At 43.3% G+C, this 20,546-nt stretch carries 15 protein-coding genes; 1 reads left to right on the top strand and 14 read right to left on the bottom strand.

The annotated features are described in order from the left end of the window. Window positions 1-1,477: 1,477 nt before the first annotated feature. The 5 genes from MJ257_RS12375 to MJ257_RS12355 all read right to left on the bottom strand — a co-directional run bounded on the left by MJ257_RS12375 (window position 1,478) and on the right by MJ257_RS12355 (window position 4,692). On the bottom strand, window positions 1,478-1,999 hold the full coding sequence (locus tag MJ257_RS12375; protein ID WP_240269543.1) for a hypothetical protein: 522 nt from the start codon (window positions 1,997-1,999) through the stop codon (window positions 1,478-1,480). 515 nt (window positions 2,000-2,514) lie between these two features. Next, on the bottom strand, window positions 2,515-3,276 hold the full coding sequence (locus MJ257_RS12370; protein ID WP_240269541.1) for a uracil-DNA glycosylase: 762 nt from the start codon (window positions 3,274-3,276) through the stop codon (window positions 2,515-2,517). 132 nt (window positions 3,277-3,408) lie between these two features. Beyond that, on the bottom strand, window positions 3,409-3,951 hold the full coding sequence (locus MJ257_RS12365; protein WP_240269540.1) for a DUF4352 domain-containing protein: 543 nt from the start codon (window positions 3,949-3,951) through the stop codon (window positions 3,409-3,411). Between the two features lie 143 nt (window positions 3,952-4,094). Then, entirely contained in the window at window positions 4,095-4,451 is a 357-nt protein-coding gene (locus MJ257_RS12360) for an HIRAN domain-containing protein (protein ID WP_240269539.1), read from the bottom strand. 76 nt (window positions 4,452-4,527) lie between these two features. Beyond that, window positions 4,528-4,692 (bottom strand): hypothetical protein, encoded by a 165-nt coding sequence (locus MJ257_RS12355; protein WP_240269537.1) that lies wholly within the window; start codon window positions 4,690-4,692, stop codon window positions 4,528-4,530. Window positions 4,693-5,054: 362 nt separating this feature from the next. Here MJ257_RS12355 and MJ257_RS12350 point away from each other — a divergent pair, with 362 nt between their 5' ends. After that, complete coding sequence (locus MJ257_RS12350; protein WP_240269536.1) at window positions 5,055-5,717, top strand: 3'-5' exonuclease; 663 nt, start codon at window positions 5,055-5,057, stop codon at window positions 5,715-5,717. Here the strand turns inward: MJ257_RS12350 and MJ257_RS12345 are convergent. From MJ257_RS12345 to MJ257_RS12305, 9 genes are all read right to left on the bottom strand, one after another. Next, window positions 5,650-6,198: a helix-turn-helix transcriptional regulator gene (locus MJ257_RS12345; protein WP_240269534.1), complete on the bottom strand. Its 549-nt coding sequence runs from the start codon at window positions 6,196-6,198 to the stop codon at window positions 5,650-5,652. The genes MJ257_RS12350 and MJ257_RS12345 overlap by 68 nt on opposite strands. Window positions 6,199-6,425: 227 nt before the next feature. After that, the gene (locus MJ257_RS12340; RefSeq protein ID WP_240269533.1) at window positions 6,426-6,746 is read right to left on the bottom strand and encodes a hypothetical protein; all 321 of its coding nucleotides are present in this window, start codon (window positions 6,744-6,746) and stop codon (window positions 6,426-6,428) included. Then, the gene (locus MJ257_RS12335) at window positions 6,746-7,396 is read right to left on the bottom strand and encodes a hypothetical protein (protein WP_240269532.1); all 651 of its coding nucleotides are present in this window, start codon (window positions 7,394-7,396) and stop codon (window positions 6,746-6,748) included. Before MJ257_RS12335 ends, MJ257_RS12340 begins: the two co-directional genes overlap by 1 nt. Beyond that, window positions 7,360-10,488, bottom strand: a complete 3,129-nt coding sequence (locus tag MJ257_RS12330; RefSeq protein WP_240269530.1) for a helicase HerA domain-containing protein — start codon at window positions 10,486-10,488, stop codon at window positions 7,360-7,362. The genes MJ257_RS12335 and MJ257_RS12330 overlap by 37 nt, the downstream gene beginning before the upstream one ends. A 93-nt stretch (window positions 10,489-10,581) precedes the next feature. Then, window positions 10,582-11,223: a hypothetical protein gene (locus tag MJ257_RS12325; RefSeq protein WP_240269528.1), complete on the bottom strand. Its 642-nt coding sequence runs from the start codon at window positions 11,221-11,223 to the stop codon at window positions 10,582-10,584. Window positions 11,224-11,235: 12 nt separating this feature from the next. Next, window positions 11,236-13,491, bottom strand: coding sequence for a dynamin family protein (locus tag MJ257_RS12320; protein WP_240269527.1), 2,256 nt, complete (start codon window positions 13,489-13,491; stop codon window positions 11,236-11,238). Further along, entirely contained in the window at window positions 13,472-15,679 is a 2,208-nt protein-coding gene (locus MJ257_RS12315) for a dynamin family protein (protein ID WP_240269526.1), read from the bottom strand. Before MJ257_RS12315 ends, MJ257_RS12320 begins: the two co-directional genes overlap by 20 nt. A gap of 1,248 nt (window positions 15,680-16,927) precedes the next feature. Then, the gene (locus MJ257_RS12310; protein WP_240269525.1) at window positions 16,928-17,413 is read right to left on the bottom strand and encodes a type II toxin-antitoxin system PemK/MazF family toxin; all 486 of its coding nucleotides are present in this window, start codon (window positions 17,411-17,413) and stop codon (window positions 16,928-16,930) included. 69 nt (window positions 17,414-17,482) lie between these two features. Continuing rightward, window positions 17,483-20,536 carry a type III restriction-modification system endonuclease gene (locus tag MJ257_RS12305; protein WP_240269524.1) on the bottom strand — a complete coding sequence of 1,018 codons (3,054 nt, stop codon included), beginning with the start codon at window positions 20,534-20,536 and terminating at the stop codon, window positions 17,483-17,485. Window positions 20,537-20,546 lie beyond the last annotated feature (10 nt).

The raw sequence follows: 20,546 nt of genomic DNA, 5'->3' as shown, positions 1-20,546 counted from the left end.
GCATTTGCATAGAGCAAGCAAAGTCTGGTTTTCCCCGTACCGGATATTCCGTTCAGGATGACAAAATGCTTATCTTCCAGGCTCGTCAGGTTCAAATGGAAGTCCCGAACAATGGCGTCCGGGTAGGTGAAGGGGCTTTCCCGTACATTGGACAGGATGGCGCTCAGGTTAAAATCGTGCTGAAATCCCTCTTCCATTTCCTCCTCTTCCTCAGCATGAGGTTCATTCTCCTGAATGAATGGCTCCGATGAATCTTTGGGAAGATGGATCATGCCTGTACAATCTGCGAATAGTGCAGCAGCTGTGATCAACCTGCTCTTCACATTTTCGATTGGCTCCGTAAAGAGCAACTTCTCATTATCCCAAGCGCCAACAATAAACGAACTCCCATCAAGCTGGAACCCGTGCTTCACTAATTCTTCAAGTGATTTCGTTTGATATTCTTTGTTATGACTGGATGAGTATTGATCTTTACCTCGGAACTTAAAGCTTTTCGTTATCGCCCACTGAATAAGACCATTTCCATGTAAGTTGCGAAGATTATAAAAGAGATGCCCATATCCGTTGACAAACACGCCGATCGCTTCATTGGGTTCCCGCAAGTAGTTTTCTAACATCCCATCCGTCAACAATTGGCCTTTATCATAGATCCCGAATTTTTGCCGGCGTTGGTTAGGTTTGATTGAATTCACTTGATCGAACTTAACAACATATTCTTTGCCATGGAGAATGAGCTTGAAATCCTCAGCATGAGAATTGAACTGTTCCAATATCGTTAATGAGCGTGCATGGTTCGCAGCCTCATTACGTACAAAATTTCTTATTGGTTCAAGCAAATTCCAAGTGTCCCATACCATATCAACTAGTTCATCCATTGGCGGGATCTGATCAAAATCAATTAATGTCCCAAAATAAATCCATGGACGCCGCTTCTCATTTGCACATCTTTGGATATGGGGAATCAAGTCTGATTTGTCTATCAAAACTTCATCCTTATCGCTATCATAAATACTTACACGATCCGAAAGTGAATCTAGGATCTTGCTAAATTCGTCTACATTTCGCTGAGTCCGCACTGCCTCCCAGTAAGGATAGAAATTACTGGTCAATATCATTTTCAACTTTCGATCTGCTCCGCTTAACGACAGCATTAAAGCGGAGTATTCGGATTGAAAGAAGCTTTTGTCTATGAATTCAACAAATGCTTTCTTGCCTATGTCAGAATTCTGTTTGCTTGCCGCATATTTGGGATTCCGGGCATCATGCATCGTTGTGCGGAGAGTAGCTTCATAGGTATGGACATGGTAATCGAGTAATTCCGGGGCGGAATTCGCGTATTTATTTTTGAACTCGTCCATAAGCTGACGAAGCACGGGCTGGACTTCATCCAGCACACGTTGACAACGCAGCGATGTTTCGGGAATACTCAAGGCTTCTTCAATTTGGGTAATGTTCATGGTTGCCTCCATATTTATGATCACTCGTAAGGATTAGGTTTCAGAGTCATTCCCGGATTAACCAGCGAGAGCATATATTGATGTTCTTCAAATGTATCGTTTAACCTGGAAAGCAACGCTGCATCCAATTCAATCGAAATTGCCTGGCCATCTTCAAACACACAAAGGGGAACGGCACCTTCTAGGATCGGGAGTGCAGATTCCATTCGAATATATCCCTTGTGCTGCCACATTGTCTCAACAAGCGGGTCCACATCCCTGCCAATCACTTCTTTATAGAAGGGGGTTACAATTAACGCAAACCCATCCACAAATTGATTTTGATCTCCCAAAAGCTTTTTCTGGCAAATCCAAATATAAAATGGACCTTTTAATAACTTTTTTGACTTCTGCTTGGATAGAGTCTGGAGAGCCGATAAATATACATTTCTAATATGCTCGTTAATGGTGTCTTCATTAGGGGCGGCTAAAACAGACAAATCGAATTGGTATGCCCAACCCTTAGATTTAAGAATTTCCTCAGTCAGTTCTACTGTTTGCAATGAATACATCTCCTCTCATCTACTTTATGTTAATAGTATAAATCAATGAGCGGACACATATTTGTCAGGAAACATATGTTCTTCGTATTGAGGCAGCCACTATTTACTATTGCTCGTCAAAATATCATCTAGCCACTTAAGAGGTCGGTACTTTGATAACCGGTAATGAGAGTTGATAACCACCGATGTGGATTCGGTGATTAGATTTAGGCTAACAGACTGACAGATAAAAGAAAAGACCTGCTATTAGCAGGTCAGTTGAAATTCGGAAACCCAATACTTCAGCGAAAATCGGATGGAACAAGTCTGCATAATGGTCACCATGAATTATCTACACGCAGTCAGAGATCAAGCAGTGTTCGAATCGTGACGGCCCTTACTCAATCACTAAGAGTAACGAAGCTTTTACTTATGAGATCCGCAGACATAACTTCTTATCCGCTAAAACGTTCAACAAACCATTGCTTATTTCGAGACATCTTAATAAACAAGTATAAGCTGCACAACTTCCACCGTTAATTGAAGAAATGCGTTTCAAACTGCTCGCGGAATTCCTTGGCATGATAAGAAGGATGTATTAAGTGCCCTGCTGTTTGCACTCCAATTTTCTTACAAACCTTTTCCGCCTTTTTTCCTACAGAAATGACCTTAACCCCCGGGAACAAATCCATAACCGCCGAAAGTGCATACAACCCCATCTCCAGTTCAGTAGAAGTTGGAGTCCGATTACTCCCGTCCTTTTTCCTAGGGTGCAGCGGAAACGCGTTCCACATCACCGGCGGCTTCGACAACCGATCGACCGCCCCCCAAATGACTGTTGCCGATGCTTCAGATTTATTGCCCTCCACCACAAATCGGGTACCAGGAAAATGACGCTCCAAGCGTCTTTCTTGAATCAATCGCTCCGAAGTAAAGGGAATACCCGTTTTTACGCAGCCATGAACCCCTGGCGCCTCTCCAATAAACATACAATCGGGCTTGATCCAGAATAACGCATTAAAGTATTTTACTAAATTCAGTTTCCTCATGTCCGAATCCGCATAAAAGTTGCCGACCTCAGGCAGGTCCTGTCTGGCTAACCAATCCACCAAATTACGGACCTTGCTTTCGAACTCCCCTTCTTCGTCCACCTCGGGATGAAGCCAAGCATCCCCGTGTTTAGAATATCCCTCCCCTCTTACGATCTTCCGCTCAACCGTCGGAATCAGCTTAATCGTTTTGGGGTATTCCTCATCATGCTCTTTGTCCTTGCTTAGGTTTTCATTTTGTCCCTTCATTTCAACCCCCCCTATTGAATTCCATTTTGAATGATCAATAGATTGCTTTGCAAACCCGATTTCTGATGATCATTACTATAACGCTTCTACGTATATGCTAGGAATGTTATAGGGAGAACTGCGCTGTTCTTCCTATTTTATTTCAATCTTTATCTTTCCATCATTCCAGAAATTAGGTTGATAAATTAACTGAAGACCCGTATCCCCTTTGGGTTGCTCGAAAACTATTACACCGTTGACTTTTCCTTTGGGCGCTAACTCACCTGAACTCAATTGCTTATCTTGCTCAGTCAAGGTGAATGCTCCGTCCAGGATCTGCCCCTGGCTATTCTGCATGGTGAAATCGAAGGGATTATATGAAATAGTCTCCGACCCACCATTTTCAATGGTAACTTCTACGATAATGTACTCGTGTCCCTCTTTGGGAGTATCAAATTCATTGTCTCCTTGTGATCTAGCGAAGCCATTCACAGTTAAAACATTATCACCAAGTGCAATTTTTTCTCCAATCGCGAAGATGGTATCCTCAGGAGCAGCGGTTTGTTCTTGAGAAGTTTCTTTTTCATTTGGGGTTGAAGTATTCAACCCTTGATCTGGGTTGACTGCCACCGGGGTTTCCGCAGTGCAGCCGATCAGTACTGAAAAGAGCGATAGCAACGCTAACGCATAAAACACGGTTTGACTCTTTTAAGCAAAATCATCATCAAGTGAACCTCCTAGTAATTGAAATATTTAATTCGATTATTGCATTCTGAAGCGACGTGATGTTGTCAGCGAATATACGTTCCCAAATCCATTTACAGAGATGCCGAGAGATCTTAATAAGTTGAAAACGAGCTGTCTGTTGCAGCCTTAATCACATACAATTCTTCTAGCCCTGGAGCCAGTTCAACAATCGCTGTATCTTTTATTACAAATCGCACACACCCACAGATGTGCTGTTCGAAAGTATCATATATCCGGCCGGCACTCCAACAACCTCTAGGCACGGTATGTGTACTGTTCGCGACATAGCCGATTTTTCCTATGGGAACGATATCCACTTTAATGGCTTCGTGGTCATGTGAGTTATCCGGCTCTTTGATCAAATGGACGATCTGGCCGGGTCTTAAAAATGCTGTACCCAAATAGTGTTGTGTTCCTGTGATAGCGATAAAGATCGGTTGTTGTTCCATTTTAAATCCCCCTCTCGTGGTCTTTTCTCCATTATGACCAATTGTAGCGGCACCAGATTGTCAGCGAATATACGTTCTATTCATTCTCCTCCCACGGATCGCCATAACATCCTCCAACTACAGTGGAATCAATACCGTCCCATTGAAAGAAGGACTCCTCATCAGAACCATTTAGTTCATCAAGGTATTCCATGACATCTTCCAAATTCTCTTCATCAAAATGGATATAGCTTTTTCTCATCTTCTTTACCTCCTTCAAAATAGAAAAACACGTTTCGCTCAGAAACGTGTTTTGAGAAGTTACTCAATATTAACTATATTTGTAGGATAATAAATCACACACGAATGAAGAGTTGTCACAGTATATTCAAACATGAACCTTCTCTTTTTGCTTTTCTTTCAACTGTTTAAACAACTTTTCAACAGTAGTGACCCCGACACCTTTTAGCTAGTAGACAAAAAATCATAGACTATATTCCTATTTCGAGGCACAGCAGCATAATCCCTTTTCATTCGTCCCCCGAACACCCATTCGTGACACCCAGTTGTCACTCGACTTCCTTTACACTTGCAGTAACCAAACACATAAAGGAGCCGATGATGATGAAATATATCATATTTGACCTGGAGTTCACGGTACTCCGCTCGCAAAAGCATACAGCGGAAACGATCGAGATCGGCGCAATTGAGCTTCAATCCGATGAGCATGGCGAGCTGAGCATGACCGATTTGTACCACACTTATGTACAGCCTTCACGAAACCCCCAAATTTCCAAGCTGACGACGGAATTCACCGGGGTTACTCAGTCGGACGTGGATAACGCCCCGCTGTTTAAGGATGCGATCGGGAACTTCAAATCCTGGTTAGGCGAAGAGTACTATCTCTGCTCCTGGGGACCCGACGACAAATATCAATTGGTGCGGGAATGCCGCGATAAGAAAATGGATTTGAGCTGGATAAGAAATTACAACGATATTCAGTTGTCCTACACCCGGTTGAACGGGGCTGACATTGGCCAGAGAATGGGCTTAAAAAAGTCCTTGAAGACTGAAAATCTTCCCTTTGTTGGGAAACAGCATAACGCACTCGACGATGCTTTTAATACGGCAAAGCTGTTCAAAAGATACTTTTCTAAATTCATTCTGGAACGCAATAACGCCGCCGAAGAATCTTTGTTCGAAACGAAAATCGTCTATTCTACCGACAATGAAGTGAAGTACACGCCCTTCCGCGAACTTGCCCACTTGTTGAAAATCGCCCAATAGACCAAGCCCTTGTTTCCGCGGAACGAGGAAATAGGGATCTACATGGCGTTCCGTCGTTTTCTTCCCGATATTGCGTATGGTAGATGGTATGGAGCGTCCTTTTTTCCAAAAGCGCTTGAATCACCGGTTGCAAAAAATTAGGGCTTTCCTGGCAATAAGCCGGCGTCCCCATCACTTTGTCATAGGCTGTATCAAACCCGGGAGGCAGTTTGTCCATTTCCAAAACCGACGGCAATAAGGAAAGTGCAAGCGCTTCTTGCTCCGTAAAATTGAGCGGATACAAAAAGAACTTGCCCATAAAGCGATAGCCCGTCCCTCGTTTCTCATTCGTAACAGGATCAATTAAAGGCAATACATCCAGGTCTCGGTAGATAGTTCGGATGTTAACGTCACATTTTAGTGCCAAATCCGCAGCAGAAATGCCCAGATTAGCTTGGATCGCATTAATAATATTAAAAATACGAATGACTTTATCGATCATATGTTTCTCTTGGGTAATTAGTTCTATATTCTGAGGTAGTTATTAGTTTCTATATCAAGGAGTAGTTTCCTTCCTGGCTTATACTATCAAGGCTAATAGGATTCTATATCTCCACTCCAATGTAATATACCGCCTATAAGGCTCTTAAACAGTTGATATTAAAATGACCAAGGGCAATGATCTGCCCATGGTCACAACAACACGTAATCTCCTATAACTTGTTTCAGTTATTCCATTGCCTTTGTTGAATCAAGGCCTATGGACGATAATACATGATCAAGCAAATCGCACGAAATGTAATTAGCCGAAATTACTCTTGTCCAATCCTTATAGTTTTCGTCAAGCAGTTTTTTTCCTTCATCCGTGACCATTTCTGAAGTCAGTGAAAATTCTTGGTCTACCCCAAGCTCATAAACTTCCAATCCGGCATCGGAGAGCAAATTATGCTGTTTCAGCCAATCCATTACAACCTTTAGATGTTCCAACCCGGTCAATTGTGTACCTTCCAGATGCCACGATGCTTTATCATAAACCGTTATTTTTCGCATTACACTCGCCTCCACACTTCGGTATTAACATTTTCGCCATATCTGCAAAGCTCTCCTGTCTCAGGGTTCCTTATCCATTCTCCTCCCTGCTCCCGGATGCGGCCTTCCTTTGCCAATTGCGCATCTTTGGAAGCTGTCTCGGAGGTCACTTCAATGGAGCGAACGACTTCTCCGTCTTTAACCACCACAAAATCAACTCGTCTAGCTTCTCCAGTCTCCACATCCTTCACGATCCGGCCTTCGCTGTCTCTTAAGTATTGCTCTGGGATGACCTCGTAGTTTTCTGCCGGATACAGTTGGGTAAGCTCCTCATGTACCGCAGCTTCTCGAAGGTCTCCATGCTCACGATTAAGATCAATCTGAGACTTTTCACCATTGTCTAGCTGTTCAAAAGGAGATTTCACTTTTTGCTCAGATGCATCAAAGGATTCGATGCTATCTAAGGTTGACCCACCTTGCAATGGCTGATCTGCCGCTTCAAAGTTTGTAACGGACTCCGCTTTAACCCCTTTGGCAAACGTAGGTATGTTCTCATTACCCGAGAAGCCTTCTTTTCCAATTTCTTTCGAGCCCTCTTTGACACTTTCAGAAATTGTTGTCATGAATTCTGCAATCACATAATCGCCCTCCCATTCACGTCTTCCACCCATAAGAAATAAAATTGCTTCGCTTCTTCATCCTCGGAAGCACCGTCTCTTAACAAGCATTGTATTACAGCATTTTCAGTAGACTCATTCAGCGAAAGTTCAGACATGGAGCGAATAGAATGCAGGATGTCTTCGTGCCACGCACGCATATCTGCAGCTTTGCGCGCAGAAGCAATGATTCGCTTTCCATCATATAAAGCCGTTACCAAAGTCGACAACAAAACGAATTCCTCTTGTTTCCATACATCCATCTTCCCTTGCTGGTTCCATTGCTGCAACTGGTTTACAATAGTAGCTCTGGTCTTATAATCAATGGACTGTTCGGTCAGCCAAGCGAGCAGAGACTCAATATCAAGCTGGTCTGGCTGCTTGCCTGTTCTTCCCACCATGAGAAGTTGTATAATTTGGCCTAGCATTTTTCGGTCAATTTGTTTCTTTGTAACCGCTGCCGGCTCGAAAATATAAGACTTCGCACCTTCGAAGGGCTTAGCTAAACAGAGAACTGGCTGCAGCCAGTTATTCTGATAGATAGCTGAAACACCTACTCTAAGTTTAGCCAGTTCCGCGATCTGCTTATCATCTAAGTTCGCAGATTGTCCTACAAGAGTACGATCCTGTGCATCTGGCAATCTTAGAATAATTTTAGTATTCGTATTCCGAATGACCGACATATCAAGCAGATTAGGTGATTGATCTGAAATGATGAACCCTTCACCGAAGGTTCGCATTTCAGCAATAGCATTGGCGAGCATTTCAACGGCTTTCCCTTGCAGATTGCTTCCTTCCTGGGACTGCTCAATGGAAGTGCGTCTAAGCAGATTGTGAGCCTCTTCAATTACTGTGACGTGCTTCAAGCTGCTGTTCATGCCACTGGAGTTCACAGATCGGTATTCTTGAAGTCGCATGACAAGCACGCCCATAATTAAGGCTTTCGTTTCAGATGAGCCAACTCGACTTAAATCGACGATACAGTTCCCGTCAAACAACGCGGCTTCTTCAGTTTCTTGACCCGAAAAAATTCGTCCATTAATTCCGTTGGTCATGGATTTAACGCGTGTGACTAGTGCACCAGTATAGTTGCTCTTCACCTCTTGCGAATATTCTGAGGAACGGATGGTATCCGGAAGCACCTCCAAAAGCGTGAAGAAGCTCGGAAAGATATTGCAGCCGCTATAATTAACAGACTCCTCTAGGTCCCAGCCACATTTTATGTAAGCAGTTTCAATTGCTTCCTTTAATACCGCCGGCATCGCTGCGTACATCGGCCAGCAGGCATTGAAGATTTCAATTAATCGATCTAAATGCTCAAGAACATGGATGTCATTCGGAAATGCAAACGGATTAATCCGAAGCACCTCAGATACTGCAGCGTTAGTCCCTAAAACCCGCACATCTTCCCGTCCGCCAAACACATGCTTATACTCACCTTTGGCCGGTTCAATAACAAGAAAACGAACATCTTTTCGGTCCAGCTTATCAAGCAGCTGATAAATTGTATTTGATTTTCCCGAGCCGGTTGATCCGGTTACAAAGGTATGCATAGCTAGACTGTCCACATCCAGTTCAACCATTGTCGGCTCGACAGCTCCCATGTGAAATATATGGCCTAATGTAATGGAGCACTTAGAATTTATAGATTGGTACGCAGTTACATTACGCCCAAATTCAGCGGCTTCAATAACCGGAAGACCAGCGATGGACTTCATTGGCAATCCAGCCTGTATGGCTAATTCAGAGCCGTTTACAAGCGTTCCCGGGGTTACTTGTTGAGTGTATCCCGCATATTTACTGCCCAAATTGATAAGCGGATGTGTCAATTTCCCAACATAATTGGTAACTTGAATTAGATTAGCCTTATTCTTATTGTCCCAAGTATTAACAACTGCGTTTTCTACCGCAGAGTTATCGCCCCGCATCAGAGATTTATAGGTATTTGCGGCGATTTTAACCGTTTGCACATCTTCTGCAATAAAATATGCGGCACTGTTCCACAATCCCAAATCCTCTGACTTTTTCAGCCGATTCAGCTGATCGTCAATGCGTTCCATAAGAGATTCCACTGCCTTGTTCGTCATTTTAAGCTGCAGACTTCTCCCTGTGCCTTCACTGATCGCCTTGGAGGTCGATTCCTGTGTAGAGTTCATCATTGAAGTGCCGTTTGTCATCGATTCTGTTCGCGATGATGAGTAACCGGTTGAATGACTTTCGCTCCGCGAGGTGCTGGTCTTCCCACCGAACAATTTTACAAATGAGGTAGTTATAATGTTACGCCCGGTATTCGAAGATTGATTCGATGTACGGGTGTTGTTCTCCGTTGTCGCATTAGTCTTGGAGAGACTCTCCGTGACAGTTTCGGAGAAACCTGAAGTCAGCCCTTCGGTAACGGCCGTATTTTCATTTGCACTGAACTGAAGATCGCTCGCTGCAAAGGGAGAAAGCTGAGTATACAGATCCTCGTAGCCGCTGCGGATATCATCCAAACGACTGTGAGATACCGGATCAGCTACATAGACGACAGAAAACTTCTCACCCCTCATGGCGTCCAGCAGCTTTTCAATACCTTGGACAAATTGGTTCTTGTCCTGATTCCGCAAAGATGCAACGCCAGAAACGGCGGATACCGGATTCAGGCTGCTTTCGTAGGTTGATTGAAATAAGCCTTCAATAACTTCCTTTGCCTGCTGATTCTTAAGTTTAATTAGTTCGCTGCCTGGAAAGTTACCCTTGAATGCTTTCTCAAGCGTATTCTGACAGGCTGCAAGCGTTCCGGGATTTCCTTCCGCTTTTGTCCCCATGTAAAAATCCGTATGGGCACCATCGCTTGTTATAACAATGATGAGCGAACCTTTGCTTCCAGCCAGTGCATTGTATACCGTGGTGAGTTTATCCAGAGCAATTTCCTTTTGGTCATAGACGATTTTCCCCAGCTTATATAAGCGTACCGTGTCCCCTAGTTCTTGCATTTGTCTATGTTTATCCATCGGAACAACTTCATAGTCAGCCAATTCAGAAAGATACTTCTTCATCACAATGTGATCTGCCAGTTCGAAGGATTGTTTTAGCTGCTCCTCTTGCCGAATATCAAGCTTGTCCATTTGTATTCCCTCCATCTCCGCTGAATCTCAGCTGTGCCAATTTCATCTCGTTGTCATACAACGCACGGTTCTTAACCTCAACCGAACTCGAAACTAGCGTTTTCTGCTCTTCAAGATCAGATATGCTCCGCCGATCAGTGCCGCCGCTCCAGCCAAGAGAACCGTCTTCTTGAATCCGATTGCCGCCGTTCCCGCTATTATAACCCCTGCTGCTATCGCGGCGGCCCCAATCTTTTTTTGCGCTGTTCCTCTGCTTCGGGAATAGTTGCTGCGGGTGAAAACGGCACGAGTTTGGGGCTGAGAGGCCGATGAAACAGGCCTGGAAGATCGTAGTCCCGCTCCCACATTGGATCTCAGTGCTGACGGTTGTGCTCCCGCTTGTTCAAAATTGCTGCTTTGGCGCTGGGGGACTCCTTGAGCCGGCGCTGACCATCCATGCAGATGACGTCCAATTTGCTTTACATGCTCGATCCGTTCCATCGAAAAGTTATCCATAAGCTCTGAGACAACCAGCGCCCAATACTCATCATCCCAATGTTCACGGCCAGAAAAGGGAAGGTTATCATGCACTTGAACGACATCTGGTATATAGCGTTTCACATATTGAAGAGCTGTCTCAAAATCTCCGGTATGGAAAATGGGATCTTTATGAATTATGCTGCACAGCTCATTACGAATCCGAATATAATTTTTTTTAGAAATCGCTTCCTGCAAATAAGCGTTTGTTATCCACATATCTACCCATCCTTATATTTCAAGTATCGAATCCAATTTCATTATAAAGCTGTTTAACCAAGCCATCTTCTGGCGATCTTCATTAATTCTCGATTCCAATGCGCGGCTATCCCCAGTCAACGTCTTTAGTTCAACAACCTTTTTCTTTATCACCTGCTCCAGCTTGTTGAGCTCTGCCAGAAAGAAAGCCTTCAGCTTTTTGGACTCCTCTTTCAATTGTTGCTCAGCGTAGTCAAGGTTCTCATAAAACTCCCCGCGAACCGGTTTCAAATATTCGTCAAACACCATCTCACCATTGACATATTCTCTGTCTTCATAGATCGGCTTGTACTCACCGCTTTTTTGAAACCAGGTCCACGGTTTATAGAACTTTTTATTTTCGTTCTTCACCCATTCCTCGCCGACCTTCTCCTTTTCCGTCTTTTTGTAGGCCTGGATAAGATCGTCTCCGTCAGGCAGATCACCGAGAACAAACTTTCGGCTCTCACCGGAATAACGACCAACACTTAAGTCATTATCCTGTAAAAGACTTTGAATGTACGAGGTATATTCACCCAGCAAGCGTTCCGCATCATTTCGAAGTTCCTCGTTAACCAGCTTTTCAAGCTCGGTGGTCACATCGCTTTGGAGGTTATGAATACTCCGGATCAGCTTAGATATGGCAGCCTCGACTTCGTTAACGGTCATCTTCTCCGAAGACTTCCCTTTAAGAGTCAATTCAATTTTTTTGCGAAGATCCTTGATGCGGGAATTTTTAGCGTCAAAGGATAGACTTTGGATCTTCTCCTTGAATTTCTCCATGGCCTTTCCTTCACTTAATTGCGTCTCGACGTGTTTCATGCGTTCATTTAATTTCTCTTGTTCCCCATGGTTATGTTCAATTTCTTTTAGGAGCTGATCCAGCATGCGTTTTTCTTCCACTTTCTTGCGAAACGTATCGACTGCATTTTTGACCTTGGCCGTAACTGCATACTTTTCCAGGTATTCATTAATCGCTTCTTCGATCGCAGGAACACCTGTATGGATAAGAGCTTCTTCGTAAACGTTGCCATGCTGTCTGGCTTGACGCGCTCGATCTTCAATTTCCTTCTTCCGTGCCTCAGGAAGCTTCGCATACTGGGTCAAGTGAAGTTGCGGCATATCATTAAACAGATCGTAGTCCGCAAGCGTCTTCTCTTGTTTACGAGTCAGTGCAACGCCCCGTTGGTAAAGACGAATCACCTTTGCCAACTCTGCCGATATAGGGAATACATTCGGATTCTCGATCCCATATTGAGAGAGGTATTCTCGTATATTTTTCAGCGCATCGTCAATGCTATCGGAACGCTCCGTATCGTACTGATCAATCTTATTAACTGCGAATATGAACCTGTCTTTGGACTGCTTGCCCCCAACACTCATAGCTTCAGCGACGCTTCGAAGAAGATTGTTGTCGTCATCGGTAGCCAGTTGTGTCGCATTGAGCACATAAAGAACCATTGGCTTGGCTTCGTTTTTAATTATTCGATAAGTGTGGTCGCGGTGATCGGAATTACGTGAATTGTTCGGCCCCGGTGTATCAACCATAATCAGATTCGCCTTGCGGGTATGGATAAAAGGAATATCCCCGTTAACCTCAATATAAGATATCCCTTCATTTTCATTGAACTGCTTCATCATCTCTAAATCAACATACTGTTCCTCAAGCAATACGTTCTTATCCTTATCCAGGCAAACTGCAGTAAAACCAGTCATACCATCTGTATCCCGTATACGAGTAATTGTTGCCGTACATGCTTCGTTCTTTGCCGGTACAAATTCCTGGCCAAGCATGGCATTAATCAAGGTGGATTTTCCGGAACTCATAGTTGCGATCACGCTCACCTCAAACTCAGAGCCTAGCGCTTTTTTGAAATTCTCTTGAATTTGTTCATCCTTTAGATCATCGAAAGGACCGTCTAGCATTTCGTCAAACAACTGTGTCAACTCGCGGAATTTATCAGTCGACTCCTCGGCTGGAATATGCTCGATTGTGAAGGACACATCCTCGTCAGTTTCCATCACAGTCCCGTACAAATCCTGATAATCAAGAAATGTACCATGGAAGCGGATATGAATTGCATCATCGTTGCATTCTTCCTTCAAGATCGGAACTAGTCGATCCATCCAAACTTGTAATCTCTCATTGAGAAAAGGATACAGCTTGCTATCCTCGGAAATGCTCTTGTCGTTATATGTAATAAAAGATTCCAATTTATACGGGTTGTACTTAAAAAATACTTGAGCCATGCAGTTGTTGCCCTCCTTGATGGTTTGCCGTATCGGCTATAATTCGCTCGACCAATTTGATGCCTGTCCGTTCTAATGCAAGCTCGAGCTGACTGTTACTGTATGTTTTTTCCACGCTGGCAGTCATGTCGCTGCCCCCTATTAAAGGGAGTTCAGCAGTTGACTCTACAGGAAAAACATACGAGGTTAGATCTACTGCATCATCAATAAACAATCGACAGAAAGCTTCATAATCCTTGTGCTCCTTCTTACTCATGCTCAATCCTGCGATTGCCATTCGAAACAATTTAGCAGCGTAAGCAGATATCGGAATAACCTTCGGCTGCTCGACACCTTGTCCCCTCAATTCCTTGACCAGTTGATCGACGGACTGAGCAACATTATCGTCGCCTTCCAAATCAAACTCGTCGATGCGATTCAGCAAAAAGATAATGCTCTTTCCGCCTTCTTTCCATATCTCAATGATTTTCTTACGAAGGCGAATGTCGTCTTCGGTCGAGATTTGGGTCGCATTAATGAGATACACAATGGAGTCGAATTCCCGCTTCTCCAGGAAACTGTATGTAATCTGGCTATGAGTAGGATCCTGGGAGTAATTTGTTCCAGGCGTATCAATAAATACGGGTATCACTGAATCCATCGTTAGCCCGGCTATGGGACCCTCCACATAGATCGCTCCACTTCCTGCTTGATTCCATACCTCGATCGTATCAGATTGAAGGATTCCCTCGTATGTTTTTCTTTGCTCCTTGTTACCAACGCAACCAAAACAATGCCCCACTTCGTTATTTACGAGCAAGGTTGTAATCATAGCGGTGCAAGCCTGACTTTTTGACGGCACGAGGGTTAGCCCAGCTAAAGCATTAATGAATGTCGATTTACCTGCGCTCATTGTTGCAATAACTGCAGTTCGGTGCCTTTTTCGATGAACAATTTTATCGGTTAAGACAGCCCTTTGATACAAATGATTCAACTGCGCTCGTAAAGATGGCTTAAATTTCAATAGAAGTAATTGAGCTAATTTCAATTCGTCTTCTTTAAGAGCAGTACAAAAAGCAACTATGCTTCCATAATCGGCTGCTCGTATACGAAGACGCTTTGCAAGAAGATTGCCCACCTGACTCTTAATGGCGTCTCCGTAAAGAGCATTGCCTAGAAATAAGTACTCTCCCAATAAGGCGTGTTTCAACGTAAAAGAATTTATTTTCCAACCTTTGACCTTCACATATCTCTTTTTTACCACTCCAAATGCAGCCTCCAACTGACGATCGTTAGCAGGCTCAACCATATGTACCGTAGCCTCCACATTATCCTGGTTATTTAAGCCGAGTAGACTAATATATTGTTGGTGAAGAATAGTCAGAAACGGTTTATAATCCTGCCGGGATTCCAGTATATCAAAAAGCACAAGGAGATAATTTCGTTTCATATCCATACTTTTCCCCTGTAAGGGATGTTCATTAAAATTCTGCCTCAAAAGTGCTAGGAAACGCTCTTCATCAACAATCCCGCCACACGAATGATCAGTCCCTCTTTGTCTCGTTTCCTTAACTTCGGACTGCATTGGTTCTTGACCCTCGGCGACAAAGGCATAGGAGGAATTATGTTTCGGATCCCCCCCCACTGATGTAGTTAGGTTATATTGGGCAGCTGTTTTTTTGCTAACAAGGTATTTAGTCCCATTCTGTATCAATTCAAATAATTTCTTTCTTTCCTTTAATCGTTCTATAATCGCCTCAATATACACAGTACTAGCATATCTACGACTTGGCTCAATACTTGCAAGCAAGTTGATTACTGTTGTGCGAGCAACAGGGTGAGGTCTTTTTACTTGGCTCAAAATTTGCTTATATGGACGTAGAATAGCTCTTAAACAGGTAACTATCATCACGAAGGCCAAAGCAGAGCTCGTCACAGTAATGACAATTCGATTAACACTTATATGCCAATTCAGTTCGATCCACTGATAAGGGAAGTCTCTTAAGTAAGAAGCGAACAAGAAGTAAATCGAGTACAGAAAGTTCCACATATTGTCTGTTTGTTCATCCGCATTAATAATACCTTTAAGTGTTAACCAAATGTAAATGGCACACAATATGCACCAGACCGACAAGAAGATTAGCCCGAAGTAGAAGAAGATGCTCCAGAGTTCTTCCGGGTTTAACAGTGGCAACAGCATTACGATCATAATTAGCGGTGAGATCATTCTCATTCTAATTATTTTCAAGCATCCATTTAAAATTGCTCCAGCTAGGACGCTAAATACTACCGAAAAAATCATGCCAATTATTGTGTAAATATAAACCATGACGTCACGCCCACTCCATTGTAATTTAGATCAAGTTTGAGATGATTGTTTCATTACGGAACTACTCAACGTTCACACACGAATAGTATAAATTTCGCAATTCAATACGCCCATAATAGGACAATGGAACTGAGACTATTATACAACTAAATTCGACACTTATTCCTCCTAGACCTTCTCTTGGGACTTAAGATTTTACTTTCTGTAAGTCAAAAGTCATAGCCGTTTTTTTGTTTGACTTCATTATAACTTCTGCATTTCTCACTTTGTTGTCAGCGAACATTTGTTTGGATATCAGTTTTTCAAAACTCATACCCCCAACGTAAACCTAACTTCATCGCGATGGGGCTACTTCTTAAGAAACTGCTTGTTTATCGCTACTTCAATACTATTCTATCTTTCAATCCTACTAACCCACCGCTTATAGGGCGCAAGGTCATCGCTATCAGTCTGTTAATACGATTAATAAAGGTGACTAAAGGAAGCTACGGGAATTGATAGGCTTCCAATGTCGAGGATCGAGTTCCGATTGAAAAAAGTAAAAGTTGCTTACAGATGCGATAAGGAAGACTTTTTCTTACTGGGGGGCAAGCCAGGAGTAAAGAGCTAACGCCTCATATAAGCCCAATATATTTAGAATCACATCTTGAACCGTTTTCTAGAACCTACTGAGGACAATCTTAAAAAGAACTATTGGGGGCAGCAATATGTGAGTAATTGTGTCTGATAAATCTAGAAAAACTACGTACAACATAGACAGACAAAAAAAGAGGGGGTTCCGCCCCTCGAGTGTTTAGGCTCCAACTGGCAGGTTCAGCATCGAAGCCGCAACCTTAAAACTCAATTCTCTGTCTGCTGAACCACTATTTATGATACGGTTCACCGTATCTATTGATAGGGTAAACTAAAACCTTTACCAACATGAAACAGGAGCCCTAACAACTTGGGCTCCTTGATCATTTTAGCACGCAGATAAACTGCGGGATCAATGTGTTTTTATTATATGCAAGCAATAAAAAAATATGACAAAAGAGCAGTCACAAGGACTGCCCTTTTGGGATCAAATTCTTCAACGTGATAAATCACGGGTTCAATGTAACCCTATTATGACAAAGTGGTTTCAGCTTGTCAAGAGACACTTGTTCTTGTTGTTAAAAGTTTTTTCACAGCTTCATCGATCTTGGATACGTCCTTATCACTTAAAGATGCAACTCGACCTTTTCTACGTAATGGGCCAGTAATGCGTCTCAAACTTATTGTTCGAATTTGTTCAACTAGAGCAGTGTTATTAAAGTGTTCCAAGTCTACATGAAAAAAATAATCGTCGGCCAGTCTCTGAGTTGTCAACGGAACAACAATTGCAATTGGCGATTCACGTGAAGTCCAGAGGAAAGCAACCGGCCTGTGTTTATTCTCCTCGCTGCCAATATTCTCTCCATATTCAGCCCAATATATTCCCTTCCTGAATATTGGAAAACCAAACTTCTCAGTATCTTCTCCAAATCCAAGCCCTGCTTTCTTTACAGCCCAAGTTAAAAAATTCGCCACTTTTTCTTCATCTTTACCTTCAAGGATATCATTCAATTGCTTTACTAATTCTTCAGCACTGGCCAACAGCTTCACCGTCCATTACTATGAATAAATAGAACCATCAACAGGTAAAATGATTATATCAAAATTGTATTATCCTTTCACAATTTCCATTAACCTCTCGTAGCTATTAACCACATCGTACTTCAATTGATCTGAATTCAGCTTAGCAAAATGCCTTCGTGCACATTCAATCTTGGCCTTCTCCACTTCACGCAGTTCCATGGAGTCCAAAGAACCTTTTGTCTCAGCAATAAAGTAAATATGCTTGACGTCACCTTCTTTGAATACAATCGCCCAATCGGGATTGTAGTCGCCGACTGGAGTTGGGATGTAGAAGCCCCGCGGCAGCTTAGCGTAAATGTGTACTTCCTTGCTCGTATCCAGCTCTTTAGCAAAAGCCCGCTCAATCTTGGAATCCGTCACCACATAGTCATAGATGTGCTTCTCAACAGCTATCGCGTTTTGACCAAGCTGTCCTTTCAGCGTGTTCTTCGTAAACACATCTGTATCGAACGTATCATTGATCACATCATACGTGATAGATTCAATGATTGTCGTCGCCTTCTGCTCATTAATCAGTCTGGACGCTCGAAGTATAAACTCCTCAGGATTCTTCTGGAACAGCATGAACTTCGCTTGCTTGATGCCTTTCATAATAGCTACAATTGTTTTTCTGGTAAGCTTTGTTTCATCCATCAGCTTGCCGATCAAGTCGTATTTGATCTTCGAAACCGCAGCTTGATGAACATAATCTGCGTCCGTCTCTCGAATTTTGAACGCTTCTCCCTGCTTTAATTGTTCACGAGATTCGATCTCATTCATTTCCCCATGCTTGATGGAATAACGAATGGAAGGAACGTCCAAGCTCATATCAATCGCCATGATGCTCTTCCGCACTAATTCTTCCGAGTCGAACTGAACAGTGTAAACCGATCTCTTATTGATCCGGCTCCACAACTCTTTGAATTCTTTTTTATGGAAATTGCTGTTCACCGTGATATTCGGAACTGTATTCTTCCGGTCATCGTTCATCATATCCGACTTGCCTTCAACGTAGATCGTTTTAACCAACTCAATAAGCTGCTCTTGATGTGCATTTAGTTCGTCAGGCAGTTTGATGGATTGTTCTTCTACGGCTGTAAAGTAAACATCCGTCAGATTGTAGTCATCGTCTGTATAGCCATTACGAATAAACGCATTTTGCAACTTGGTTGCGAGTCGCTCCTCGATCTTTAATTGTTCGCCGCGGGCGTTCACGAGGACTTTATCCAAGAAGAAGCTATTATCCGCCTTGCGTGGGCGATCCGACAATGTCGCGGCAATCTCTCCCTGGAGCTGCTTTGCAAACTGCTCATAGGATTCGCTTGCGACAACGGTCAATGCATTAATCTCATGAACATCAATACCCGGAATAGTGGAATCGATCCGTTCGCCATACTTGTTCACGCAGAGTCGCAATCCACGCCCAACTTCCTGCCGCTTCTTGATTGTGGAATCGCTGTGCTTGAGCGTGCAAATCTGGAATACGTTCGGGTTGTCCCAGCCTTCCTTCAACGCCGAGTGAGAGAAAATAAAACGCGTTGGCTCCTCAAAGCTGAGAAGTTGCTCCTTCTGCCGCATAATCAGATCATATGCATCCGCATCATCGGAATCGGTTTCTCTGGCAGACACTTTAGAATCAATGAACCGATTGCTCTTTTTGTCAATGGAGAAGTACCCTTTATGCGTAGCCTTTACTCGAATGTTATTCAAATATTGAACATATGGGTCGTTTGCGAACAAGGACAGTTGTTCGTTCAGGAGTTCCATGTATTCTTCTTCAAATATATCTGCATAATCGCCGTTCCGTTCGTTGCCGTCTTGATCGTATTGTCGATACTTAGCAACTTCGTCGATGAAGAAGAGTGAGAGCACTTTAATTCCTTTATGAAACAGCACCCGCTCCTTCTCGAAGTGTGATTTCAGCGTCTCCCGAATCTGGATTCGCCGGAAATGCAGCTCGCTGACATCACCTTGCACGTCTCCGGCGAACAGCGTGACTCCGTTAATAAAGCTGATACTGTTATTCTGGCCGTTGATCTCGGATACCTTGTAACCTTTATACTGCTCCAAATTCTCGGATAATTGATAGAGGTCATCGCCTGTGACGATCTTCTTGGATACTTTGGTTAATACGGTTTTGGTTCGCTTTTCATACTCAAGCCGGGCTACAGGAGCATGCTTATCACTGACATCTATACCTTCAAGGTACACATAGCTGTTTGTTCCGCTTGATCCTTTGACCGAGATGCCTTTCACGCTAATCTTCTTGACCAGCTTCATGTTGTAGGCATCCAGTGCATCGAGGCGATAGACTTTGTTGTAGTCTTCCCGATGCGTTGCCGAATATCGCATCGTAAACAACGCTTTGAAATCCTTCAATGCCTCTTTCGTCTTCTGCCCTTCAACCGATTGCGGCTCATCGATGATGAGTATTGGATTGGTGCTGGCGATTACATCAATCGGTCGTCGAGATTGAAAGTCATCCAGCTCCATTGTGATTCTTCTTGCATCCTTGCCTCTCGCATTAAAGGCCTGAGCGTTAATAATCATTACGTTAATGCCAGCGTCACTTGCGAACCTATCGATATGAGGCAAGTCCTTGGAATTATATACGAAGTAACGTGCCTTCGATCCATACTCCGTCATGAAATGGTCTTCGGTAATCTGAAACGTCTTCAGAACGCCTTCACGGATCGCGATCGAAGGAACAACGATAATGAATTTGCTCCAGCCGTACTTTTTGTATAACTCGAACATCGTCCGAATATACGTATAGGTTTTACCCGTACCGGTTTCCATTTCAACCGTCAAATTATATTTGCCCTCAAGCCGCTCAGATAGTTTCAACCCATACTGGCGTTGCGTCGCTTGAATGTTGCTCAGAACTTCCTGATCGACAAGCTTGATGGGGTTGTTCTTGAATCCAAATTCCGAATCACTGCTTGCTGTTTGTTGAAAGAGGTCGCCCATTTCCACACTCTTTTGCCGCCGTCCTTTATCCAGCGTAAAACGGGAGGATTCGTTGGGCTGTCCTTGAAACACGTCAACGATGCTCTTTACTGCATCCAACTGGAACTTCTGATGTTTGAATTTAATTTTCATCGCTGGTCAC

Source organism: Paenibacillus timonensis (genome assembly GCF_022427145.1).
GTDB classification, from domain to species: domain Bacteria; phylum Bacillota; class Bacilli; order Paenibacillales; family Paenibacillaceae; genus Fontibacillus; species Fontibacillus timonensis.
The sequence above is the reverse complement of the archived record's forward strand: the minus strand, read 5'-3'. Positions and strand labels throughout refer to the sequence as shown.

Bases quoted from the DNA above. Each gene is read 5' to 3' on its own strand.
- MJ257_RS12370 (WP_240269541.1), bottom strand. From the start codon at position 3,276: ATGAAGGGACAAAATGAAAACCTAAGCAAGGACAAAGAGCATGATGAG.
- MJ257_RS12360 (WP_240269539.1), bottom strand. From the start codon at position 4,451: ATGGAACAACAACCGATCTTTATCGCTATCACAGGAACACAACACTAT.
- MJ257_RS12355 (WP_240269537.1), bottom strand. From the start codon at position 4,692: ATGAGAAAAAGCTATATCCATTTTGATGAAGAGAATTTGGAAGATGTC.
- MJ257_RS12350 (WP_240269536.1), top strand. From the start codon at position 5,055: ATGAAATATATCATATTTGACCTGGAGTTCACGGTACTCCGCTCGCAA.
- MJ257_RS12345 (WP_240269534.1), bottom strand. From the start codon at position 6,198: ATGATCGATAAAGTCATTCGTATTTTTAATATTATTAATGCGATCCAA.
- MJ257_RS12340 (WP_240269533.1), bottom strand. From the start codon at position 6,746: ATGCGAAAAATAACGGTTTATGATAAAGCATCGTGGCATCTGGAAGGT.
- MJ257_RS12335 (WP_240269532.1), bottom strand. From the start codon at position 7,396: ATGGGTGGAAGACGTGAATGGGAGGGCGATTATGTGATTGCAGAATTC.
- MJ257_RS12330 (WP_240269530.1), bottom strand. From the start codon at position 10,488: ATGGACAAGCTTGATATTCGGCAAGAGGAGCAGCTAAAACAATCCTTC.
- MJ257_RS12325 (WP_240269528.1), bottom strand. From the start codon at position 11,223: ATGTGGATAACAAACGCTTATTTGCAGGAAGCGATTTCTAAAAAAAAT.
- MJ257_RS12320 (WP_240269527.1), bottom strand. From the start codon at position 13,491: ATGGCTCAAGTATTTTTTAAGTACAACCCGTATAAATTGGAATCTTTT.
- MJ257_RS12315 (WP_240269526.1), bottom strand. From the start codon at position 15,679: ATGATCGTAATGCTGTTGCCACTGTTAAACCCGGAAGAACTCTGGAGC.
- MJ257_RS12305 (WP_240269524.1), bottom strand. From the start codon at position 20,536: ATGAAAATTAAATTCAAACATCAGAAGTTCCAGTTGGATGCAGTAAAG.